The 19,660-nt window shown below is 56.8% G+C and carries 17 protein-coding genes and 1 pseudogene; 12 read left to right on the top strand and 6 right to left on the bottom strand.

Annotation, left to right across the window (positions count from 1 at the left end):
* The first annotated feature begins 87 nt into the window (after nt 1–87).
* From PSH88_RS04660 to PSH88_RS04675, 4 genes are all read left to right on the top strand, one after another.
* Nucleotides 88–1,083 carry a radical SAM/SPASM domain-containing protein gene (locus PSH88_RS04660; protein WP_305425127.1) on the top strand — a complete coding sequence of 332 codons (996 nt, stop codon included), beginning with the start codon at nt 88–90 and terminating at the stop codon, nt 1,081–1,083.
* The gene (locus tag PSH88_RS04665) at nt 1,080–2,957 is read left to right on the top strand and encodes a RiPP maturation radical SAM C-methyltransferase (protein WP_305425128.1); all 1,878 of its coding nucleotides are present in this window, start codon (nt 1,080–1,082) and stop codon (nt 2,955–2,957) included. The genes PSH88_RS04660 and PSH88_RS04665 overlap by 4 nt, the downstream gene beginning before the upstream one ends.
* A 12-nt stretch (nt 2,958–2,969) precedes the next feature.
* The gene (locus tag PSH88_RS04670; RefSeq protein ID WP_305425129.1) at nt 2,970–4,130 is read left to right on the top strand and encodes a radical SAM protein; all 1,161 of its coding nucleotides are present in this window, start codon (nt 2,970–2,972) and stop codon (nt 4,128–4,130) included.
* A 146-nt stretch (nt 4,131–4,276) separates the two neighbouring features.
* Entirely contained in the window at nt 4,277–5,458 is a 1,182-nt protein-coding gene (locus PSH88_RS04675; protein WP_305425131.1) for a hypothetical protein, read from the top strand.
* Nucleotides 5,459–5,463: 5 nt separating this feature from the next.
* Here the strand turns inward: PSH88_RS04675 and PSH88_RS04680 are convergent, their stop codons facing one another.
* The gene (locus tag PSH88_RS04680; protein WP_305425132.1) at nt 5,464–5,748 is read right to left on the bottom strand and encodes a hypothetical protein; all 285 of its coding nucleotides are present in this window, start codon (nt 5,746–5,748) and stop codon (nt 5,464–5,466) included.
* A 343-nt stretch (nt 5,749–6,091) separates the two neighbouring features.
* Between PSH88_RS04680 and PSH88_RS04685 the strand changes: the two genes are divergently transcribed.
* The 4 genes and pseudogenes from PSH88_RS04685 to PSH88_RS30400 form a co-directional block, all read left to right on the top strand.
* On the top strand, nt 6,092–6,391 hold the full coding sequence (locus PSH88_RS04685) for a hypothetical protein (RefSeq protein WP_305425133.1): 300 nt from the start codon (nt 6,092–6,094) through the stop codon (nt 6,389–6,391).
* Nucleotides 6,392–6,609: 218 nt separating this feature from the next.
* Entirely contained in the window at nt 6,610–6,729 is a 120-nt protein-coding gene (locus PSH88_RS30395) for a hypothetical protein (protein WP_370694693.1), read from the top strand.
* A 254-nt stretch (nt 6,730–6,983) separates the two neighbouring features.
* Complete coding sequence (locus PSH88_RS04690) at nt 6,984–7,301, top strand: type II toxin-antitoxin system RelE/ParE family toxin (protein WP_305425134.1); 318 nt, start codon at nt 6,984–6,986, stop codon at nt 7,299–7,301.
* Between the two features lies 1 nt (nt 7,302).
* Nucleotides 7,303–7,707, top strand: a pseudogene (locus tag PSH88_RS30400) (addiction module antidote protein); the annotation flags it as partial.
* A 762-nt stretch (nt 7,708–8,469) separates the two neighbouring features.
* On the opposite strand, the gene PSH88_RS04700 reads toward PSH88_RS30400, so the two are convergent.
* Nucleotides 8,470–9,687 carry a hypothetical protein gene (locus PSH88_RS04700; protein ID WP_305425136.1) on the bottom strand — a complete coding sequence of 406 codons (1,218 nt, stop codon included), beginning with the start codon at nt 9,685–9,687 and terminating at the stop codon, nt 8,470–8,472.
* A 734-nt stretch (nt 9,688–10,421) separates the two neighbouring features.
* On the opposite strand from PSH88_RS04700, the gene PSH88_RS04705 reads away from it, so the two are divergent.
* Nucleotides 10,422–10,889: an FAD/FMN-containing dehydrogenase gene (locus PSH88_RS04705; RefSeq protein WP_305425137.1), complete on the top strand. Its 468-nt coding sequence runs from the start codon at nt 10,422–10,424 to the stop codon at nt 10,887–10,889.
* Nucleotides 10,890–10,900: 11 nt separating this feature from the next.
* Here the strand turns inward: PSH88_RS04705 and PSH88_RS04710 are convergent, their stop codons facing one another.
* The 4 genes from PSH88_RS04710 to ppk2 all read right to left on the bottom strand — a co-directional run bounded on the left by PSH88_RS04710 (nt 10,901) and on the right by ppk2 (nt 15,241).
* On the bottom strand, nt 10,901–11,347 hold the full coding sequence (locus tag PSH88_RS04710; RefSeq protein ID WP_305425138.1) for a potassium channel family protein: 447 nt from the start codon (nt 11,345–11,347) through the stop codon (nt 10,901–10,903).
* Nucleotides 11,348–11,369: 22 nt separating this feature from the next.
* On the bottom strand, nt 11,370–12,470 hold the full coding sequence (locus PSH88_RS04715; RefSeq protein WP_305425139.1) for an AI-2E family transporter: 1,101 nt from the start codon (nt 12,468–12,470) through the stop codon (nt 11,370–11,372).
* Between the two features lie 118 nt (nt 12,471–12,588).
* On the bottom strand, nt 12,589–14,367 hold the full coding sequence (locus PSH88_RS04720) for a SulP family inorganic anion transporter (RefSeq protein WP_305426939.1): 1,779 nt from the start codon (nt 14,365–14,367) through the stop codon (nt 12,589–12,591).
* Nucleotides 14,368–14,416: 49 nt separating this feature from the next.
* Entirely contained in the window at nt 14,417–15,241 is an 825-nt protein-coding gene (gene ppk2, locus PSH88_RS04725; RefSeq protein WP_305425140.1) for a polyphosphate kinase 2, read from the bottom strand.
* Between the two features lie 354 nt (nt 15,242–15,595).
* On the opposite strand from ppk2, the gene PSH88_RS04730 reads away from it, so the two are divergent.
* From PSH88_RS04730 to PSH88_RS04740, 3 genes are all read left to right on the top strand, one after another.
* Nucleotides 15,596–16,939, top strand: coding sequence for an MFS transporter (locus PSH88_RS04730; RefSeq protein WP_305425141.1), 1,344 nt, complete (start codon nt 15,596–15,598; stop codon nt 16,937–16,939).
* Nucleotides 16,940–17,061: 122 nt separating this feature from the next.
* Nucleotides 17,062–18,273, top strand: coding sequence for a benzoate/H(+) symporter BenE family transporter (locus PSH88_RS04735; RefSeq protein WP_305425142.1), 1,212 nt, complete (start codon nt 17,062–17,064; stop codon nt 18,271–18,273).
* Between the two features lie 112 nt (nt 18,274–18,385).
* Nucleotides 18,386–19,654, top strand: a complete 1,269-nt coding sequence (locus PSH88_RS04740; protein ID WP_305425143.1) for an OprD family porin — start codon at nt 18,386–18,388, stop codon at nt 19,652–19,654.
* Nucleotides 19,655–19,660: the final 6 nt, after the last annotated feature.

Consider the following 19,660-nt stretch of genomic DNA (forward strand, 5'->3'; position numbering starts at 1 on the left):
TAGATCGGCGAAAAAACTGGCTGTTCTGAAGAGGTCCGTTTGTACAGGTCGGCCAGTTTTTGCTTGTAACGAATACGGAGCAACGCCATGGAAACGCTGCCCGCAGCTCTGGTCATCAACGTTACACTTCAATGTCCCTTAAAGTGTGCTCATTGCTGTTATTCGTCCGATATGTTCAAGGCTGGTCATCTGTCATTTGAACAGATAGCGCTAGCCATTTCACAAGCTGCCGGCATCCAAGCGTTCCGGGCAGTCCACTTTGTCGGCGGCGACCCTTTGCTGCATCCCGACCTGCTAGCCGATGCAATCGCGCTAGCTGCCGGACTAGGACTTAGCACCGGTATCACAACCAGCGCTTTCTGGGCGAAGTCCCCGGGCCACGCTCAGAAGGTCGTCGACAAGCTATGCGATGCTGGATTGAGCGAAATAACTGTATCTTACGATGATGCCCATGCCGCTTTCCTAGGCCTGCATTACATCGCTAATGCGGTGGCTGCCGCAGTCCTGCGTTCTCTCAAGTTAAGAATCGCCGTAGTGGTCGAACCTGGCGCCGCGATCACCGCCGCGACGCTGCGCGCGCAATTAGGACTGCAAGAGGCGAGCGCCATTCAAATTTACGAAACGGCTGTGAACTCAACCGGCCGGGCCGCTGCCGTAGACGAAGTCCGCCTTCACACACGCACCGAGCATGCAGAGGTCTATCGGGGGGCCTGCCAGTCGGTGTTTCGGAACGTCCAAATCGATCCACAAGGTAACGTGATCCCCTGTTGCGGTGTCTTGCCTCACCACTCCTCAATGGTGGTTGGAAACCTAGTGGATGATGGCTTGGAGATTGCGGTAGCGCGGGCCCAGCAAGACCCTTTATATCGTTGGATCAGCAAGGACGGGCCGGTGGCAATCCTGGCCGACATTACCGCTGCCGATACGGCGCCGATGCGCACCACGGATTTCGATGGTATCTGCACGGCTTGCGACCGCATGTTTTCCTCCCCTTTGTTGCTAAGACGGGCGCGACACACGGCCGCCGCCAGGTGCGCCGAGGGCCAGTCGGAGAATGTCGTGTTGAAATGGGTGACAACATGACGACTGACGTTTTGCTAGTGTCGGCCCCGGTTATGTCGGTGCTGCGGCCTTCGGCCGCACTCGGGCTACTGCAGTCGGCGCTCACGGCCATTGGGGTACGCACCGAATCCCTCTACTTGAATCTGATGTTCGCCGAGATGATTGGTATTGACCTGAACGAACGCCTTGGCGAGACTTTGCCAAGCCATCTCCTCGCTGGCGAATGGCTATTCGAACAGCCAGCACCGGCCGTAAATGCAAAAAATCGAGCCGTCTTCGAGGGACAACTCAACACGGCCTTAGAGCAACATAAGTTCGACGATCTAGAGGCCATCAAATCCAAGACGGCACCCGCATTTATCCTGCAGGCAGCGCAAGCTATCCTCAGGCGCAAGCCACGCATCTTGGGTTTCACTACCATGTTCCAACAGACCATGGCATCGCTGGAGATCGCGGCTTCCGTCAAACGTGCTGCACCGGAAATCATCATTTGCTTCGGTGGCGCAAATTGCCACGGTCCGATGGGGGCCGTGCTGATCCAACATTACCCACAGATCGACTATGTATTTACAGGCGAGGCCGACGCATTATTCCCTGATTTCGTCAAAGCCTTGCTAGCCGGACGTTCGCCCCGCCGCACCCAAGGCTGGCTGGGACGTATGTCGGGTACGCACCCGCTGTCCCAACCGGTCCGCGAACTCGATGACTTGCCGATCCCGGACTACAGCGACTACTTCAGCCAACTGGCCAGAATGTCTGAAGCACACCGGATACGCAGCAGCGTGCCGTTCGAATCCTCGCGAGGTTGCTGGTGGGGGCAAAAAAACCACTGTACTTTCTGTGGGCTCAATGCCACAAGCATGGTATTCAGAGAGAAAAGCGGGAACCGCGTACTGCGCGAACTGGGAGTTTTGGCGCGTGCATACGGCATCAAACGTTTTTCCGCATGCGACAATATCCTGAGCATGGGGCACGTCGACCGCGTAATTGCCGAACTAGACGGCAACGTGCAGCAATACCGCTTTTTTTACGAAATCAAGTCAAACCTTGATGAAGCGAAGCTGCGCATACTTGGCAAGGCCGGTGTGGTGTGGATACAACCAGGCATTGAAAGCCTCTCTGACCCTGTACTCAAGTTGATGCGCAAAGGTGTCGACCGCATGCTCAATCTGCGCCTGCTACGCAATTGCCGCGAATTTGGCATGTGCGCGATCTGGTCGATGCTGTACGGCTTTCCTGGGGAGGCCGCAGCGGATTTTGACGATGTGGCCCGCATCGTTCCAATGTTAGAGCATTTGCAGCCGCCAGTCGGATGCGGCCGGATCCGACTCGATCGTTTCAGCCCCAACTTCGAGCAAGCGGAGGCAATCGGTTTTACCGACGTACAGCCGGTAAGCTCATATGGCGCAATTTTCAACCTCCCTGCCGATGCGCTTTTTGGCTTGGCCTATTTCTTCGATGGCTATGCGCCACGGGCAGCCAGCGAATCCGACCTGATTCCCCTAAAACAAGCTATCGCGGCTTGGCGCAGTGCCTGGCTACCCGGGACTACTCCGCCTCGCCTGGTCGCGCTTCCATGCGAAGGCCGCTGCTTGATCGAAGATACCCGCCGGTGTGCCATCGAGCGCTTCTTTGTCGCTAGCGAACTCGAAACCGCCATCATCGGGCATTGCCGATCGGCGCGCGCGATCGCCAAATTCGACATCTTGACCGACAGGTGGAGCCCGAGCGAAATCGAAGCAGCTCTTGGCAACCTGCTCTACCGCAATTATCTGTTAACCGATCAGGACCGGGTGATTTCGCTGATAGTTACCAGCGGGAACGAGCTATTTAGCGATGAGGATCGGGCCGACCTGCCTTTTGGGTACGTTGCGTCAAGCAGCGTCCAGATATAACAGGAGAACGCTATGAGTGTCGAAGTGCGACCGCTTGGCGATAAATGCAATATCGGCTGTACATATTGCTATCAGGAAGGTACCCGTGCCAGTAGCACCGCTGGTAATCGTTATGAGATTTCGAAGATCATCGAAGTACTGAACGAACTCGATGAGCCGTTCACGTTGTTTGGCGGCGAGATTATGCTGACCAAGCGACGCGATTTAGAGCACCTTCTGGAGTTCGGCCAGCGCCGCTATGGCCAGGTAGGCCTTCAAACGAACGGCACCTTGGTCAAGGAACGCGATATCGACCTGTTCCTTGAACATAACGTAAAGGTAGGAGTCTCGATCGATGGCCCCGGCGAATTGAACGATGCGCGCTGGGCCGGCAGCCTTCGCGCGACCCGTCGCGCTACGGCGATGACTGAGGCGGTGATCGAAACCATGTGTCGGACAGGCGCGCCGCCGGGGGTCATCGTCACGCTTCACCGTTTGAATGCGGTTGGTGAACGGCTCGCCCACCTCTGCGGCTGGTTGCAGTTTCTCGACACTTTGGGTGTAACGCGCGTGCGCCTACACCTGCTCGAAAACGATAATGCCGGGCCAGCCGAGGATCTGGTGCTGACTACGGAGCAGGCGCTGCTGGCCATGCGCCGCCTGCGCGCACTCGAACGGACGCTGGTATGCATGCGATTCGATTTGTTCCGCGAACTAGAGTCGATGCTTCTTGGGCAAGACGATGAAGCGTCCTGCGTGTTTCGGGCATGCGACCCCTATCTGACCCGCGCCGTCATAGGTGTCGAAGGGGATGGCCGGCGATCCAATTGTGGCCGCACAAACAAGGATGGCATTGCATATACACCTGCCACAGTCAATGGCTACGAACGCCAGCTCGGACTGTACGCAATGCCGCAGGAGGAAGGCGGATGCAAGGGTTGCCGGTTCTTTCTAATGTGCAAGGGAAACTGTCCGGGCACCGCGATTGACGGCGACTGGCGCCTTCGTTCCGTTGATTGTTTGGTGTGGTTCGGACTCTTCGAAGATACCGAAGCCCGTCTCCTGTCCGAAGGTAGGGCGGTACTGAGCCAGTCGCCTCAGCGTACCGCAGTCGAAGCCATCATTGTCGAGGGTTGGCGGGATGGTCACGACCGGTTATTGCGCGAAGCCTGCGATCTGGTTGGCGGACTATGATGCTCGATGCCGTATCGCGGTCTTGGCCGAGTGCGGGATCCGGACCTGCGGATGGCGCCGCGCGCGCGCGCGGACGTCTTAGTTTCGCCGCATCGGAAGAAGGGGACCAATGGCGAAGCCAAATTCCAGGCATGGTCCACGCCTCCTTGGTCACCGATCTTGCCGACGTCAAGCACGGCGGGCTGGCATGGATGCGCTTCTGGGCTCCATATCGCGCTCTTGCCGAAACGCTCGAATGGGTTCAGGAGATGAGCTTGAAGGCAACCGTGTGCGACTGCGCGTTCGATGAGGGCGCCCCCGTCTCTCCCGTGCTTGTCGCAGGCGAGGCGCTCGACCCACGCACCCGCATCACCTATGCATTGGAGGTGACGGGGCGCAATGCCGTATTTCCGCTTCACAGCGCTGCCAGCCCGGTGCCTCCATGTTGCGCCTTGGCCCGCGAATCTACGAGTGACCGGCTCCTGCTTAATGGCGGAAACGGTCCCTTACACGCATATGTAGCGCTCGCGCCGCTTGGCCTCACGCCACTGCGGCACGCACCGTGCTCACTCGACTGCCCTGCCACTGTCGAAATTGTGAACGCCTTTATTGTGCGAGCGCTCGCCCTTGGCTTCAATGACGCGGCCCAGGCGTGGAAAACACTACAACACGTCCAGCCAAGTGCCACGCTGCGTGCAGGCCTAATGGAAGTAAAGATGCCGGGTTTACGCTTTGCTTACCGAACGGCACTGCACGAACGTAGCAATCGCATTGCCGTAACGATGCATAAACCCTGGATGCTATCGCCAGAGATCGACACCTTCATCCACACGGACCCTTCGTTCGCCAGTGAGTTTGCTCGCCGTTCGCGTTTCGCGACAATCCTGTGGGAACAAGAGGCGGTCATAAAGCGCGCACGAGGACCGATCGTCCACCTCGGCTGTGGCGATGGGCTGCTGTTGGATCTGCTAAAAATTGCCAAGCCGAACGCCGTGCTGCACGGAGTACAAAGCAATGCAGCGCCGGTCGAAGTCGGAGTATGCGTTCAGGACAATAGCGCGCCTGCCGTTCACGCAGAAAAGTGGGAAGTGGAGCTGAAAGCGATCATGGCTTCCGGGAAGAAACCCGATCTCCTTCTGTTTGACCCCATCCATCTGCTGGCGCTAGGGGCGGTCGAGCGCCAAATGCTTGTCTCCGCTATGCATGCATCAGCGGCCGCGGTCGTTGCCTACGCCACCGACGCAAGCTTAAAGCGCTATGGCGACCTCGCCGAGTTGGCTCGGGCGGCTGGAATAGGGCTGGTACAGGGGCGACGGCTTCGGGTGTCGGCGTTGTTAGCAGCTCCCTGATCACCTCATTTTGTAAGGGCGGAATTCGCATCGGTACACCATAGTGTTTGCTCAACATCCCATGCATCGTCGAGCTGCGTGAAGAAAAACTCTTTATCGATAAGTTTTTGATCGCCGTGACCACCATACGCCATGCGATCAACCAGGCTAGCCGTGGTCGTGAAGCCAATTTTGTATAAAAGACCCTGTTGAGAGTTTAGCCGTACGTAATTGACATTAGCTGCAGGGTCACTAGGCCTGCGGAACCAGCGCTTGAATCTCGTATACAGTGATGCATGTAGCTTGGCCATTCCCTTCACAAATCCCGATAAATCCTCCGCTGGGACATCCTACAGTGGTGGCAATAAGCCGCTCACCTCAGCCTTGCATCTCCCCGGACACGTGAGACGGTAATTCCAGTTAGTGCTGCAGACCAGGAACTGCCGCACCTGCCCAGAGATCATGGCTTGTCTCACAAACGGAAAGGCTATGGCAAAAATTCCTCCGAGTAAGCTTCCAAAAAAACGTGGCCGGTCTCGGTTAGAGACGCTGTTCGCTCGGTATGAAATACAGATCATAAGCTGGGATTTTAGCTGGTCGTTCTACCTATCTCGGCCTACGGACCGGTGGCAAGGGAAGAGCCACTTTAAGGAGATGGCCACCTTGACCTTGGTGGGGCGTGTTACCTCTCCAGAGGAATTCAAATATCCAGAAGCACTTCTGCGTTTAGTAGCCGATCCATGGCTGGATACCTTGGTAGAGCAACCAGCGGCCATCGGCTCCCTCCACATCAATGACAAACAGTTGACGGGTTATGTGTGTATTCCCAGCCATCAAATGCCCATGCTTGTGAACGCAGCAAATCGATTGTTATTTATCGAGCTCAATGGAACACCGTTGCGGTATCGCAAAGCTCTAATTAGAGATCTCCATTTGAGTACGGCCCCTGAGTAACTGACTCACCCCCGAATCTGTTCCACCTATCCAGGTCAATTACATCGCTGCGGTGATCATAGTGTTGGCGGATCGCCACCGTTGACCACTACGACTGTCGAGATGCCCTTTGGCGAGTCACTGAAGGGCATGCCCAGTTTTACTAACATGAGCAGTTGCCTTCTTTCACCATGGATGCGCTTTGCGATCTTCAGTCCGGCCGTTACCTCGTCATGGGAATGAAGAACGAAGAGGAGCGCGCCTGGAATTTTGATGACAAGCCGCAAGAGCGGGAGTTCGCGCCCGCGGCCATTAGGCAGTCCTCTAGTCCGACGACTCCCCAGGCCAACCAAATATAGGAAGGTCTAGCGATGTCTAGCGAATTTTGCTAAATCTCACTAGATTCGCGCAAAAGTCGATCGCAGCCATGCGCGATACGCTGGCTACGTTGGAGGGTTGGATACTTCGTAGCTGAGGGACGGGGTTTGTTTGATCTCTCAGACTTCACGTAGGAACACGTTGTCTTGAACCAGAGCGCTTTTGACGGTTTTCACCTTGACCTGCGCTCAACCTCGCACCGACAAGGAGTAGCCATCTGGCTACACATGGGACTATGATCAATAAGAAAAAAACATGCGAGATCCACCAAACGCCCGAGTTTGAGGATTGGCTTGACGGTGTGAAGGATGTTCAAGGAAAAGCGGCCATCTTGGCCCGCCTGGATCGCGCCGGAGACGGCAATTTTGGAGATTGCGAACCGGTAGGCGATGGGGTGAGCGAAATGCGTGTTTTTGTAGGACCAGGGTACAGAATTTACTTTGTACGCTCGGGGAAAGCTGAGTTCTTGATGCTCAGCGGAAGCGATAAAACGGATCAAAAGCGAGGTATCAAGCGAGCTAAAACGATCCTCGATGCGCTGAGAGGCCAATGATATGAGCGATACGAAATTCAACCCCGGGGATATGCCGATCCTCAGCCTCAACGCTTCTGGTACGACTCGTTATGAAGCTTCGCGCTTTCTCGACAGCCCGGAAGCTATGGCGGCTTATTTGGCTGAAAGTATGAAAGCCGGTGATACGGAAGGTCTCATTCATGCTTTGGCAGAAGTCGCAAAAGCTAAAGGCGTAAATAAGGTCGCCAAGGATGCTGGGGTCAATCGTGAAAGCCTTTACAAGGTGCTGAAATCCGGCGCGAAAACGCGGTTTGAGACCATTAGAAAACTGATGAAGGCGATAGGTGTAGAACTCACCGTACAACCGATTGCAGCACTAGTAGTGGGTACAAACGCTGCTCCAAGGGCTGGCAAACCAGCCGTAGCTGCGGCCAAGTCTGCTGCGAAACCTGCTGTGAAAAAACCAGCCGTGGCGGCATCCAAGTCTGCTGCGAAACCTGCTGTGAAAAAAACAGCCGTAGCGGCATCCAAGCCTGTTGCGAAACCTGCTGTGAAAAAACCAGCCGTAGCGGCATCCAAGCCTGTTGCGAAACCTGCTGCGAAAAAACCAGCCGTAGAGCATGTTGCAAAACCAGCGGTCAAAAAACCAGCCGCGGCCAAGCCTGCTGCACCGACACCTGCTGCCTCGGCAACACCTCACGGCGTGCCCGCTACTTCCAATACAAATAATGTTCAGGGAGCAGGCCAAGACGGACTCTCTACTCATTCGTAGAACTGAGAGGCGCAAGAGCACCGGCGGCACCGAGCCGCGCGGACAGGGCCATCGCATGCACTTTTACATGGTCACCCTGGTGACCTTGAGTGGCGCCGAACTGGTCTGAGTGGTGACGACCACGTGCGAGCAGGATCGTCCAATGTGAGTTGAGTAGCCAGTACCCCACATGCGGTGATGAGTCTTGTAAGCAAGACCTGAGCACAAATAAATGCGCTACGGCCTCCCGCTGGGAGGATGAGTAGAGGCAGCTTCGATATTTCTCACCGAAACGGCCTCCCCGTAAGGGCAACGACGCCTGAAGAAACTGGCCGTCTTAAGCGAGGAGGGTTTTCCTGATAGCACGATTGCAGGAGATTGTAGAAGTGGCTGCTCCTGTCGCGACCGGCAGAAGTCGACTCAGAGCTAACGTTAGTGGACGAAAGTCCACATGGTTCATTCTGCCGGGGTCAGGTCCAGCATGTACTGCGCAACGCTTTTATCAGTTCCGGGTAATTGCGTGGATAGTACTTTGAGTAGCGCCGTGCAGTGGATTTGGAAAAACTCACCAGCGATGTCATCGAAGTCGCCACCGTCAGCTTGAACATGAACATCAATTAGCGAGCGTCGTGTGTACAGCAAGATGATCGGACCATACCCTACGCGATGCTGGACGCTAAAAATCCACTGAGTTAAGGACAGTGAATTCAACTGGTGAACCAGTTCATTCAGGCGGCCTTGTTCCTCTTCGGATACTGGATTACACCAAAGACCGATACCAACAGACAGGTCAGGAATACCGACAGTAGCAGGCTTGATGGACTGGTAAACTTCACCAGCAATGGTCCCACTCCAGAGTATGAGGTGGGCATCATGGGGCTTGTAGCCACCATTGCATAATGTCCATCCAAAGAATGCTGGCCAAATAAAATCACCGCCGCTCCCACCACGTGGGGCCTTTAGCTGCTGCAAATCCTCTTGCAGGAACGCTAGCTTTAGGCGGTTCTCGGCGATGCTTCCCAGTCCATATAGGCCTTCTGTGAGCCGCTGGTAGGCAGGATATGCGGTGATGTCTTGTAATGCGATGCGGGTACCGCTCATGCCATTCTCTCCAAGAAACAAGGTTAGTTGCCGGGTAAAGTAATCTAGTGTCGAGATCGAGGTGGCCGAACTATCACCTACAAACGCGCGCAGGTATTGCTCTACATCGCGCCAGTAAACCGCACCATGTGACCAGTCTTTAGGTGGCAGCGTGAAGTGTGTAAGTAGCACAAGGCCGCCATATGGCTCTACTCGTTCGTGCCGGTAAGACTCGTAAAGGGCAAGCTGATTGATCTCGCCCAAAACATCTTGGTGCTGAGTGAAACCCGCTGCGATTTTGTTCTCAAGGATTAGGAAAAAATCAGTAGTGCGACCGATTAGGTCTGGACGTTTCCCTTCTGCACGGTGTCCCGGGCCAATGATGTGCTGGGTTTCCCATACAATAGTATTGAGGTTGTTTTGATTACCTAGCTGACTCGGGTTCAGTTTAAACAGGCCGGTCAAAACCTCTGAAATTCTGCCGGACAGAGTGACCTGACGCAGCCACTCGGCTAGTAATTCTGTAAGGAAGTCTTCTAAGGGTGAGCGGGCATCGCTCTCTCGAAAGTAGAATAGACGGTCGAAAAAGCTCATTTCTATCCTTAGCAAGTATAGTCATTTGCATATTCTGTCATGCCCCTCATCTGTTCAACAGCCTGCCGGCTGGCAGCGTTGTGTTTAACATCATAGGGTGAGGTTTGAATCGCCTCTGGTTTCGTAGATAGACCTGAATACCTGCTTCTGAACAGGAGCGCTCTTGTAAACCAAATTTTTGCCCTGTTAATCAGGATAGTTAACAGGGCAGAAAAATGATTTACAGGGAGCAAAGGTTTCCTTGCTGATTGGGAAATAGCACAAACTTCCCCCGTCCGGCCCACATCAAAACGTCTAGTGCATTTTTTTGCAGCTATGGCCAGCAAGGTCAGTCCAGCGCAGCTCCTCGCTAGAGTCTGTGTGTGGTCAATCCCCCCAAGAAGAGGGCGTTCGACCCAATCGATTATCGTGAATTACTTCCAAGGATGGTTGATTAGCACGCCCCTGCACCAGTCTACGTGAGTCCTTTGTCGCTTGAATGACAGACTTTTTTCGCAGAAATATTTAGAGAATGTTGCCTTTTGGTACCTACGACAGACTTTCCAAAAAATTGTTGGTTCGTTGATCTCACGAATATCAATGCATCCAGAGGGTGGGCCGCGACAGACTTTATTCTTCAATATCATTTGCGACAAGCAGAAAGCGTGAAACGGTAAACGGGAGTACTGAGCTCGCGGAACGGGCGGTGTAGACTGATGGCCATTACGTATTTGCGCTCGAACGAGGAGTAGAACTTGAAATATTGGCCGGTGGTATTGCTCAGTCTTCTGCCTCTTTGGGCTCAGGCGCTGGAGGTTGGCGAGCGCTTGGCGCCGTGGACCTTACTTGATCAGTTCGATCAGGCCTTCACGCTCGATAACCAGACTCAAACGCTGCTGGTGGCGCGCAGCATGGACGCCGCCAAATTGGTCGGCGCCGCTCTGCAGGACCAGCCCAAGGGCTACCTGGAGGCTCGGCACGCGGTATTCGTCGCGGACATCCAGCGCATGCCTCGACTGATCGCGAAGATGTTCGCAATACCGGCCATGCGCGATTATTCCTATCGAGTGATGCTTGACCGTGACAGTCGCGTGGCGCCGCGCTACCCCGGGTCCGTGGATAAAGTGCTTTGGCTGCAGCTCAAGGACGGTCAATTGGTGGGCAAGCACGAATACGCCACGGCGGCACAATTGCGTGAGGCGCTGGAGAAAGCCCTGCCATGATCGGCGCATGCCTATGGGCGTTCACGCTGCAGTAACCTGTCCATGTTGTGCTTTATGACATCCATCACCGCGGCGGTCATCACTGAGGTGGAGACACCAAACATCAGGATTCCGTTGGCGGCCTCCAATGGGCCAAGCAGACGCCAGCGAGAGGACATGACGATATCGCCGTAGCCTAGCGTGGCGAAGTTGACCGCCGAGTGATACAGCGCGATGGCGAATTCGTCGAATTCGTTGAGCAGCATGAACAGCGTGGCCCAGATGGCGATCTGCACGAAATTACTCAGCAACATCAGCAGCATCACCATCGACAACAACAGGATATTCAGCCATTGCGTTTCAGGCGGTTTGGAATGCCTGAAATGCACGTAATGACGCAGGCACATAGTCACGAAAATGGCTTGCAGTACCAGGCATAACAACATCACGGGAAGGCCGGCCAGTAGATTCAACAGCATGGGAATATCCTCTGCCGCTGTGTCAGGCCTGTCCCTGGTTGTCTGGGCCGGGCTCTTGCGCCTGATCCACCCATTCCCAGAACAACTGATAGCCGACCGCGAGTATCACAGGGCCGATAAACAGGCCGAGGATTCCGCTCGTGACCATGCCGCCCAAGGCTCCGATCAGCACCACTGGCATCGGTACATCAACACCACGACCGAGCAGCAGCGGTTTGAGGACGTTATCGACCAGTCCCGCGATGAAGACATAAATGGCAAACACAATGGTCGCCGTACTGGCACCTTCGCTCATGAAAACAAAGACGATGACCGGAAGGGTAATCAGGGTTGCCGGTAATTGCATGATGCCAAGAAGCAGCACCGCCAAGGCGAGAATACCGGCGCCGGGAACGCCCATGAACACAAAGCCGATGCCCACCAACAGCATCTGAATGAACGCAATGCCGACCACCCCCAACGCCACTGCCCGGATGGTGGCGGTGCACAGATCGGCGATTTTCGGCCCGTTGATCGGGCCGCTGAAGCGCGTCACGATTCGCACCGCGCTGCGGTGGCCGCTTTCGCCATACGCTAAAAAAATACCGGCAATAAGCAAGGCGACGATGAATAAAAGGAGTCCCATGCTGACACCCGCAAGCTTGCTCAGCAGGGAGAGGCTGATACCTTTGATTTGCGGTATGAACTTTTGAGCCAGATCGGGCAGGTCAGTGGTGGCTTGTGCCCATAAGTTATAGAGAGGTTCTCCTACCAGTGGCCAGCTGGCGACCGCATCGGACGGTGGCGGAATATGGAAACTGTCGGTTTTGACCATGGTCATGACCCTCTCCACGGAATCCGCAAGCGAGGCTCCCAACAAATAAACAGGCACCATAAGAATACTGATGACGATCAATACGATCAGCGTCGCGGTGATCCCGTCCTTGTTCCCCAGCTTGCCTTTGAACCTGACTTGCAAGGGGTAGAGGGTGATTGCCAGGATCACCGACCATAGCATCAGGTCGAGGAACGGGCTGAATATCTGAAAGCAAAACATCACCAGGACGGCAATCACTCCGGCACGAATCAGTACATCGAGCAGGTCTCGGGAAAAAACCTTTTCGAGAGTGGGTATGGGAACCATTGATTACCTCCTGTAGAGGGTGACAAAGACATGCGTTCGGTAAGTCCAGCATAGACGGGCTTGCGACGTGCAGGCCGCGGGCGAGTCGGTAAATATTGATAAAGACTTGCGCTGCCACTCAGTGATCCTCGTCCTCCCAATCCACCGGATGAATCATCAGATAGCTGTCGACCGCAGTGCCTATTGTTGGAAAGAACGCCGTTTCGCCAAGCCGCGCGAAAAGCCCGAATCGCTTCAGTTTGTCCTTGACCGGGTCCTTCATCTCGGCCACGCACAACTTGATGCCCGCCGCGTGCAAGGTTTCGTCCAGCTCCGCCAACATGTCGGCAGAGGTCACGTCCACGCTGGTGACGGGTTCCGCCGCAACGACCAACCAGCGCACTGGCGTAGGCGACGCAGCCACTGCGTCGAGCACTCGCTCATGGAACAACTCGGCGTTGGCGAAAAACAACGGCGCATCCCAGCGAAACAGCACTAGCCCTGGAACTAGGCGTGCGTCGGGATAGCGCTTGATGTCGTGATAACCCTTGACGCCTTTCGCGCGTCCCAGAACGGCAGAGTAGGGACGCCAGCCATCCCACAGAAATTCGATGACGGCGATCACGATGGCCAGGCCAATGCCTTCAATAGCTCCCAGCACGGCCACGCCGACGGTGCAGACGATTGACAGCCAGAACTCCCAACGCTGGATTCGATAGATTCGTCGCAGGTCAGTGACCTCGATCAGGCCGATGGCGGAAGCGATCACTACCGCAGCCAATGCGCTGGTGGGTAAATCCTTCAACAGGTCCGGTGCCACCACCAGCAGTAAGGCAACAGCAAGCGCGCCGATGACTCCGGTCAGCTGGGTTTTGGCGCCTGCGGCCTCGGCCACGGGCGTACGTGACGAACTGCTGCTGATTGGAAAACCCTGAAAAAGCCCGGCGGCCAGATTGGCAACTCCGAGGCCCACCATTTCCTGGTTCGGGTCCACATAGGTACGGGTCCGCGCCGCATAGACACGCGAGAGCACGCTGGTATCGGCGAACGAAACCAGGGCAACGGCGCAACCGCCGATCAGGACGGGGACGATATCGGCACTGGTGATCCAGGGGATGGCGAACGCAGGCAAGCCTTGTGGCAGAGAGCCGAGGACCGATATTCCAGTGCGCGCGGCAAGGTCCAGTACACCCACGGCGACGGTCGCTCCTGCCACGGCGATCAGAATGCCCGGCACGCGCTTGTTGCTCTTGAGCAACAGGATCACCGCCAAAGTAGCTGCGCCGACCATGAAAGCGGTCCAGTTGGCTTTCCCCTCCATGATCGCTGTAGCGATCGCCCACAGGTTTCTCAGCGGGCCGTCGGATTCAATCGAAAAACCGAAAAACTTGGGCAGTTGGCTGATCAATACCGTCAGCGCGATTCCGTTCATGTACCCGTAGCGGATCGGTTTGGAAAGAAGCTCCGTGACAAAGCCAAGGCGCGCTATGCCGGCCAGGATGCACACCGCCCCCGACACGAGCGCCATCATGCCCGCAAGGGCGATTGCCCGATGCGGATCGCCGCCGGACAGTGGCAGGACGACGGCGAGGATAACGGCAGCCAGCGAGGAATCCGGCCCCAGCACCAGAATCCGGCTGGGTCCGAACAGCGCATACGCGAGCAGTGGAACGATGGTCGCGTAAAGGCCATAGATGCCGGGTACGCCCGATGCCACCGCGTAGGCGATACCGACAGGCACCAGCATCGTGGTCAGTACCAGTCCGGCCACGAGGTCGTGCCGAAACCAGGCTATTTTGTATCCGCGCAGTGTGCGCAGTCCTGGCAGCCAGCGACTCCAACCGGTGTCGCCGCCGGTATCCCGATGGGTAATCCGGCCCGGTTCCGGGACGGGAGACGAAGCATCCGAATGGCTCATAGGACTGTGGCCCTTTGGTGTACAGCGCAGATCCGCTTGAACGTGCCGGTCAGAATTTTTCTGGAATTCGCCGCAGCGGATAATTCGGCTCACGATAGCCGCCTGATTTCTGCCGTTTGGGTAAAATCACCTTCTCGCGCGGTACATTCTTGTACGGAATGCGGCTGAGCAAATCAGAGATGATGTTGAGGCGGGCCCGCTTTTTGTCGTTCGAGTCGGCCACCAGCCACGGAGCATGATCGGTGTCGGTCGCCTTGAACATGTCGTCACGTGCGCGCGAGTAGTCATACCAACGGCTGTATGACTTGAGATCCATTGGCGTCAGTTTCCAGATTTTGCGGCCATCCTTGATCCGCGCCTCGAGCCGGCGGGTCTGCTCCTCTTCGCTGACTTCCAGCCAATACTTGAACAGCATCACGCCCGAGTCGACCATCAAGCGTTCCATGAGGGGGGCCAGGGCCAGGAAACGGGTCGTCTGTTCATTGGTACAAAATCCCATCACCCGCTCGACCCCTGCGCGGTTGTACCAACTGCGATCGAAGATCACCACTTCTCCAGCCGCAGGCATGTGCGCCAGGTAGCGCTGTATATACATCTGGCTCTTCTCGCGCTCGGTCGGTGCAGGTAGCGCCACCACCCGAAAGACACGCGGGCTCACCCTTTCAGTGAGCGCCTTGATCGTCCCACCCTTGCCGGCACCGTCGCGCCCCTCGAAGACGATACAGATCTTGATGCCCTTGGCTTTTACCCACTCCTGCAACTTGACCATTTCGACATGCAGCAGGCGTAACTGCTCAAGATAGTCTTTGTTCTTCAGTTTCAAGGGTTCAGCGGCGTTACGTTTAACAGGGGTTTTCTTCTTGTTCTTTGCCATGACCAAAGCCTCACCTATGCCAGTCGCTGACTACCGATAGATAGACCCTGCAGGTGCAACTATCAGCTTGCAGATCGCGCATTGCTTGGAGCGAGACTGGCGTCAGATGTGGACGGCGCCTGACTTAACTCCATCACTAACCGGGTGAGTCTAGTCCATGAATCAACCCTCTACAGGGTTGCTACAGGCTCTTGGAACACTCCCCGCCCCACGCCCGACTCAGGGCATTGCACAAAACGGATAGCGATCTGCGCAAAGCGGCTATTGCCCCGTGCCCGGCGTCTTTACCCTCGGCTGTACGGACGTTAGCCGCGTTACCGACTCTTAAAAAAACAACAACAAGAGATAGATGCCATGCGCAAGATTGACGTACATGAGGTTATCGATAACGCACGATTCAACCGTTTTCACTGGATGGTGCTGTTCTGGTGCGCCCTGATCATCATCTTCGACGGATACGATTTGGTGATCTACGGCGTGGTGTTGCCGATGCTGATGAAGGAGTGGGGGCTCAGTCCCCTGCAAGCCGGCGCGCTGGGAAGTTATGCACTGTTCGGGATGATGTTCGGCGCGCTGTTTTTCGGCCCGCTGTCGGACAAGATCGGCCGCAAGAAAGCCATCACCCTGTGCGTAATGCTCTTCAGCGGTTTTACCGTGCTCAATGGTTTTGCCCGTAACCCCACCGAGTTTGGTCTCTGCCGGTTCATTGCCGGGCTGGGTATTGGCGGGGTGATGCCCAACGTCGTGGCGCTGATGAACGAGTACGCACCGAAGAAAATCCGCAGCACGTTGGTGGCGATCATGTTCAGCGGCTACTCGGTGGGCGGCATGCTCTCGGCGGGGCTCGGCATCGTGCTGATCCCGAGTTTTGGCTGGCAGTCAGTGTTTTACGTGGCGGTGCTGCCATTGCTGTTGTTGCCGCTGATCATGTACTTCCTGCCCGAATCGGTGGGTTTCATGCTGCGTCAGGGGCGCAATGAAGAGGCGCGCCACGTTCTGGAACGGGTTGATCCGGCTTACGTTGCACTCGCCAGCGATCAGTTGCACATGAGCGAAGTGAAGGGCACTGGCACCCCGGTGTTGCAACTGTTCCGCGAGGGGCGTGCGCTGCGCACGTTGATGCTGTGGCTGGCGTTCTTCTGCTGCTTGCTGATGGTCTACGCCTTGAGTTCCTGGCTGCCGAAACTGATGGCCAACGCCGGTTACAGCCTGGGTTCGAGTCTGTCGTTCCTGCTGGTGCTCAACTTCGGTGCCATATTCGGTGCGGTTGGCGGCGGGGTGCTGGGCGACAAGCTCAACCTGCCGCGCGTGTTGGCGGTGTTCTTCGTTGTGGCTGCTGCATCGATCACCTTGCTGGGCTTCAACAGTCCAATGCCGGTGTTGTACCTGCTGATTGCCCTTGCCGGCGCCACCACCATCGGCTCGCAGATTCTGTTGTACGCCTGCGCCGCGCAGTTCTACTCCATGACCATTCGCTCCACCGGTTTGGGTTGGGCCTCAGGCATCGGCCGCAACGGCGCGATCGTCGGCCCACTGCTGGGCGGTGCGTTGCTGGGGATCAGCCTGCCGCTGCAACTGAACTTCATGGCGTTTGCCTTGCCCGGTGCGGTGGCCGCCCTCGCCATGACCGTGTTCGCCATCAGCGACCAGCGCAGCGCCAAAGGTGCCGTCCAGACGCTAGCGCCGACCAGCGCTTGAACCAGACAGCGGTCGGCACGGCGTCATGCCGTGTCGCCTGCCTGGTCGCCCACACTTTTTTCCGAACAAGAGCGACCGGGCCTGTGCCACGGATCGCCTGACGAGTCTTGCGGCGAGGTTTCATGAAAGCGTTATTCCAGGACTTTTCCCTGTCTGCTGCCGTCGCCGGAGTTATCGCCACGGTGATTTCCTATGCAGGCCCCTTGGTGATCATCTTTCAGGCCGCCGAGACCGCGCACCTCTCGCGTGAAGTCTTGTCGTCCTGGGTCTGGGCGATTTCCATCGGCAGCGCCGTGCTCGGCATCGGTTTGAGCCTGCGTTACCGCGTCCCGGTGATCATCGCGTGGTCGGCACCAGGTTCGGCATTGCTGGTGGCGTTGTTGCCGGGGATCTCCATGCCGGAGGCGGTGGGCGCTTATCTGGTCAGCAGCCTGATTATTTTCCTGGTCGGAGTGTCGGGGGCGTTTGACTGGATCATCGGCAAACTGCCCGCGGCAATTGCAGCAGCGATGCTGGCGGGGATTCTGTTCAGCTTCGGCACGGGGCTGTTCGTCTCGTTGCAAGGCAAGCCGCTGTTGGTGCTGGCGATGTTTGCCACGTACCTGATCTGCAAGCGGGTGATGCCGCGTTATGCGGTGTTGATGGTGCTGCTGGTGGGCTGTTCGATTGCGTTTCTCGCCGGTGATTTGCACCGCGAAGCGCTGGTGATTGGCTTGGCCACGCCGGTATGGATCACCCCCGCGTTCAGCCTGAGCGCGATCCTGAATGTCGCCTTGCCGCTGGTGATGGTGGCGCTGACCGGCCAGTTTGTTCCCGGCATGGCGGTGCTGCGTGCCAGCGGTTACCCAACGCCGGCCAGCCCGATCATCGCCAGCAGTGCGTTGGGCACTGCGCTGTTGGCACCGTTCGGTTGTCATGGGCTGAATCTGGCGGCGATTACCGCGGCCATTTGTACCGGTCGCGAGGCCCATGAAGATCCGCGCAAACGCTATGTGGCCGGGGTCGTGGGCGGGCTGTGTTACCTGGTGCTGGGGATCTTCGGAGCCACGCTGGTTTCGTTGTTTTCGGCGTTCCCCAAGGAACTGATCGCGGCCCTGGCCGGGCTGGCGCTGTTCGCGGCGATAGCCGGGGCGTTGGCCGGTGCAATGGCGGTGCCGAGTGATCGAGAAGCCGCGCTGGTGACTTTTCTCACCACCGCCTCAGGCATGTCGCTGTTTGGTTTGTCCGCCGCATTTTGGGGGCTGATTTTCGGCATGGTCACGCATGTGCTGTTGAGTGCCCGGCGTCCCGCGCCGGCGACTCAAGCCACCCCTGTGCAGGAGGTGGTGCGCTGACCGAGCAGGTAATCGCAACCCCGATCCTTATCCGTTTTCACCATCCCCCGCGGCGAATCCGCCACGGGTGGAGCACTTCAACCTGTCGATCAATAACAATAAGAGAACAGCGATGAAACAGATTCTTCCAGCAACCGGTTCAGTGTTGTCCCTGGCGGTCGTCTCGGGTTTTTCCAGTGGCGTGATGGCCGCCGAGGGCGGGTTCATCGAAGACACCACGGCCACTTTGCAGGCGCGTAACTACTACTTCAGTCGGGACTTCTCGGACATCGTCGGCGCCAATCAACAGTCGAAGGCCGAAGAGTGGGCGCAGGGCTTCATCCTCAACGTCAAATCCGGTTATACCCAGGGCCCGGTCGGTTTTGGCGTGGATGTCATTGGCTTGCTCGGCCTCAAGCTCGATAGCAGTCCAGACCGGGTCAATACCGGTTTGCTGCCGGTGCACGATGACGGACGCGCGGCAAATGATTACAGCCGTCTGGAAGGTGCGTTGAAGATGCGTTACTCCAAGACCGAGTTGAAAGTGGGGGAGTTGCAACCCAACCTGCCGGTGCTGGCCTTCAGCGATATCCGTCTGCTGCCGCCCAGCTATCAGGGCGCGAGCATCAGCTCCAATGAGATCGATGGCCTGACCTTGCAAGGCGGCCACTTGAATTCGACCAGCCTGCGCAATGAGGCCGGCGACGAAAAGATGCAAGCCATGCTCGGCCATGTTCCGCAGCGTCAGGTCAGCAGCGATGGCTTCAACTTTGCCGGCGCCGACTACGCCTTCAATGACAAACGCAGCTCGGTCAGTGCCTGGTTCGGGCAACTGGAAGATATCTACAACCAGCGCTTTCTCGGCTTCAAGCACAGTGAGCCGTTGGGAGACTGGACCCTGGGCGCCAACCTTGGCTATTACGACTCGCGTGAAGACGGCAAAAAGTTGCTGGGCAATATCGACAACCAGGCGTTCTTCTCGTTGCTGTCGGCCAAGCGGGGAGGGCACACGTTTTATGTCGGCTATCAGGGCATGTTCGGCGACAGCGCTTTCCCGCGAGTCTTTGCCAACATCTCGCCATTGGGCAACGAAGTGCCGACCTACGAGTTCGCCTTCACCGATGAGCGTTCCTGGCAGGCGCGTTATGACTATGATTTCGCGGCCCTCGGCATGCCGGGGCTGACCAGCACCGTGCGCTACATCACCGGTAATAACGTCGACACTGGCAAGGGCTTTGAAGGCAAGGACCACGAGCGCGATCTGGATATCGGTTATGTGCTGCAGAGCGGCAGTCTCAAAGGCCTCGGGATCCGCGTGCGCAACGTCATGGCGCGCTCCAACTACCGCAGTGATATCGACGAGAACCGCCTGATCCTCAGCTACACCTGGAAGCTGTTATGAGCAGTG

Source organism: Pseudomonas wuhanensis (assembly GCF_030687395.1).
GTDB lineage: Bacteria > Pseudomonadota > Gammaproteobacteria > Pseudomonadales > Pseudomonadaceae > Aquipseudomonas > Aquipseudomonas wuhanensis.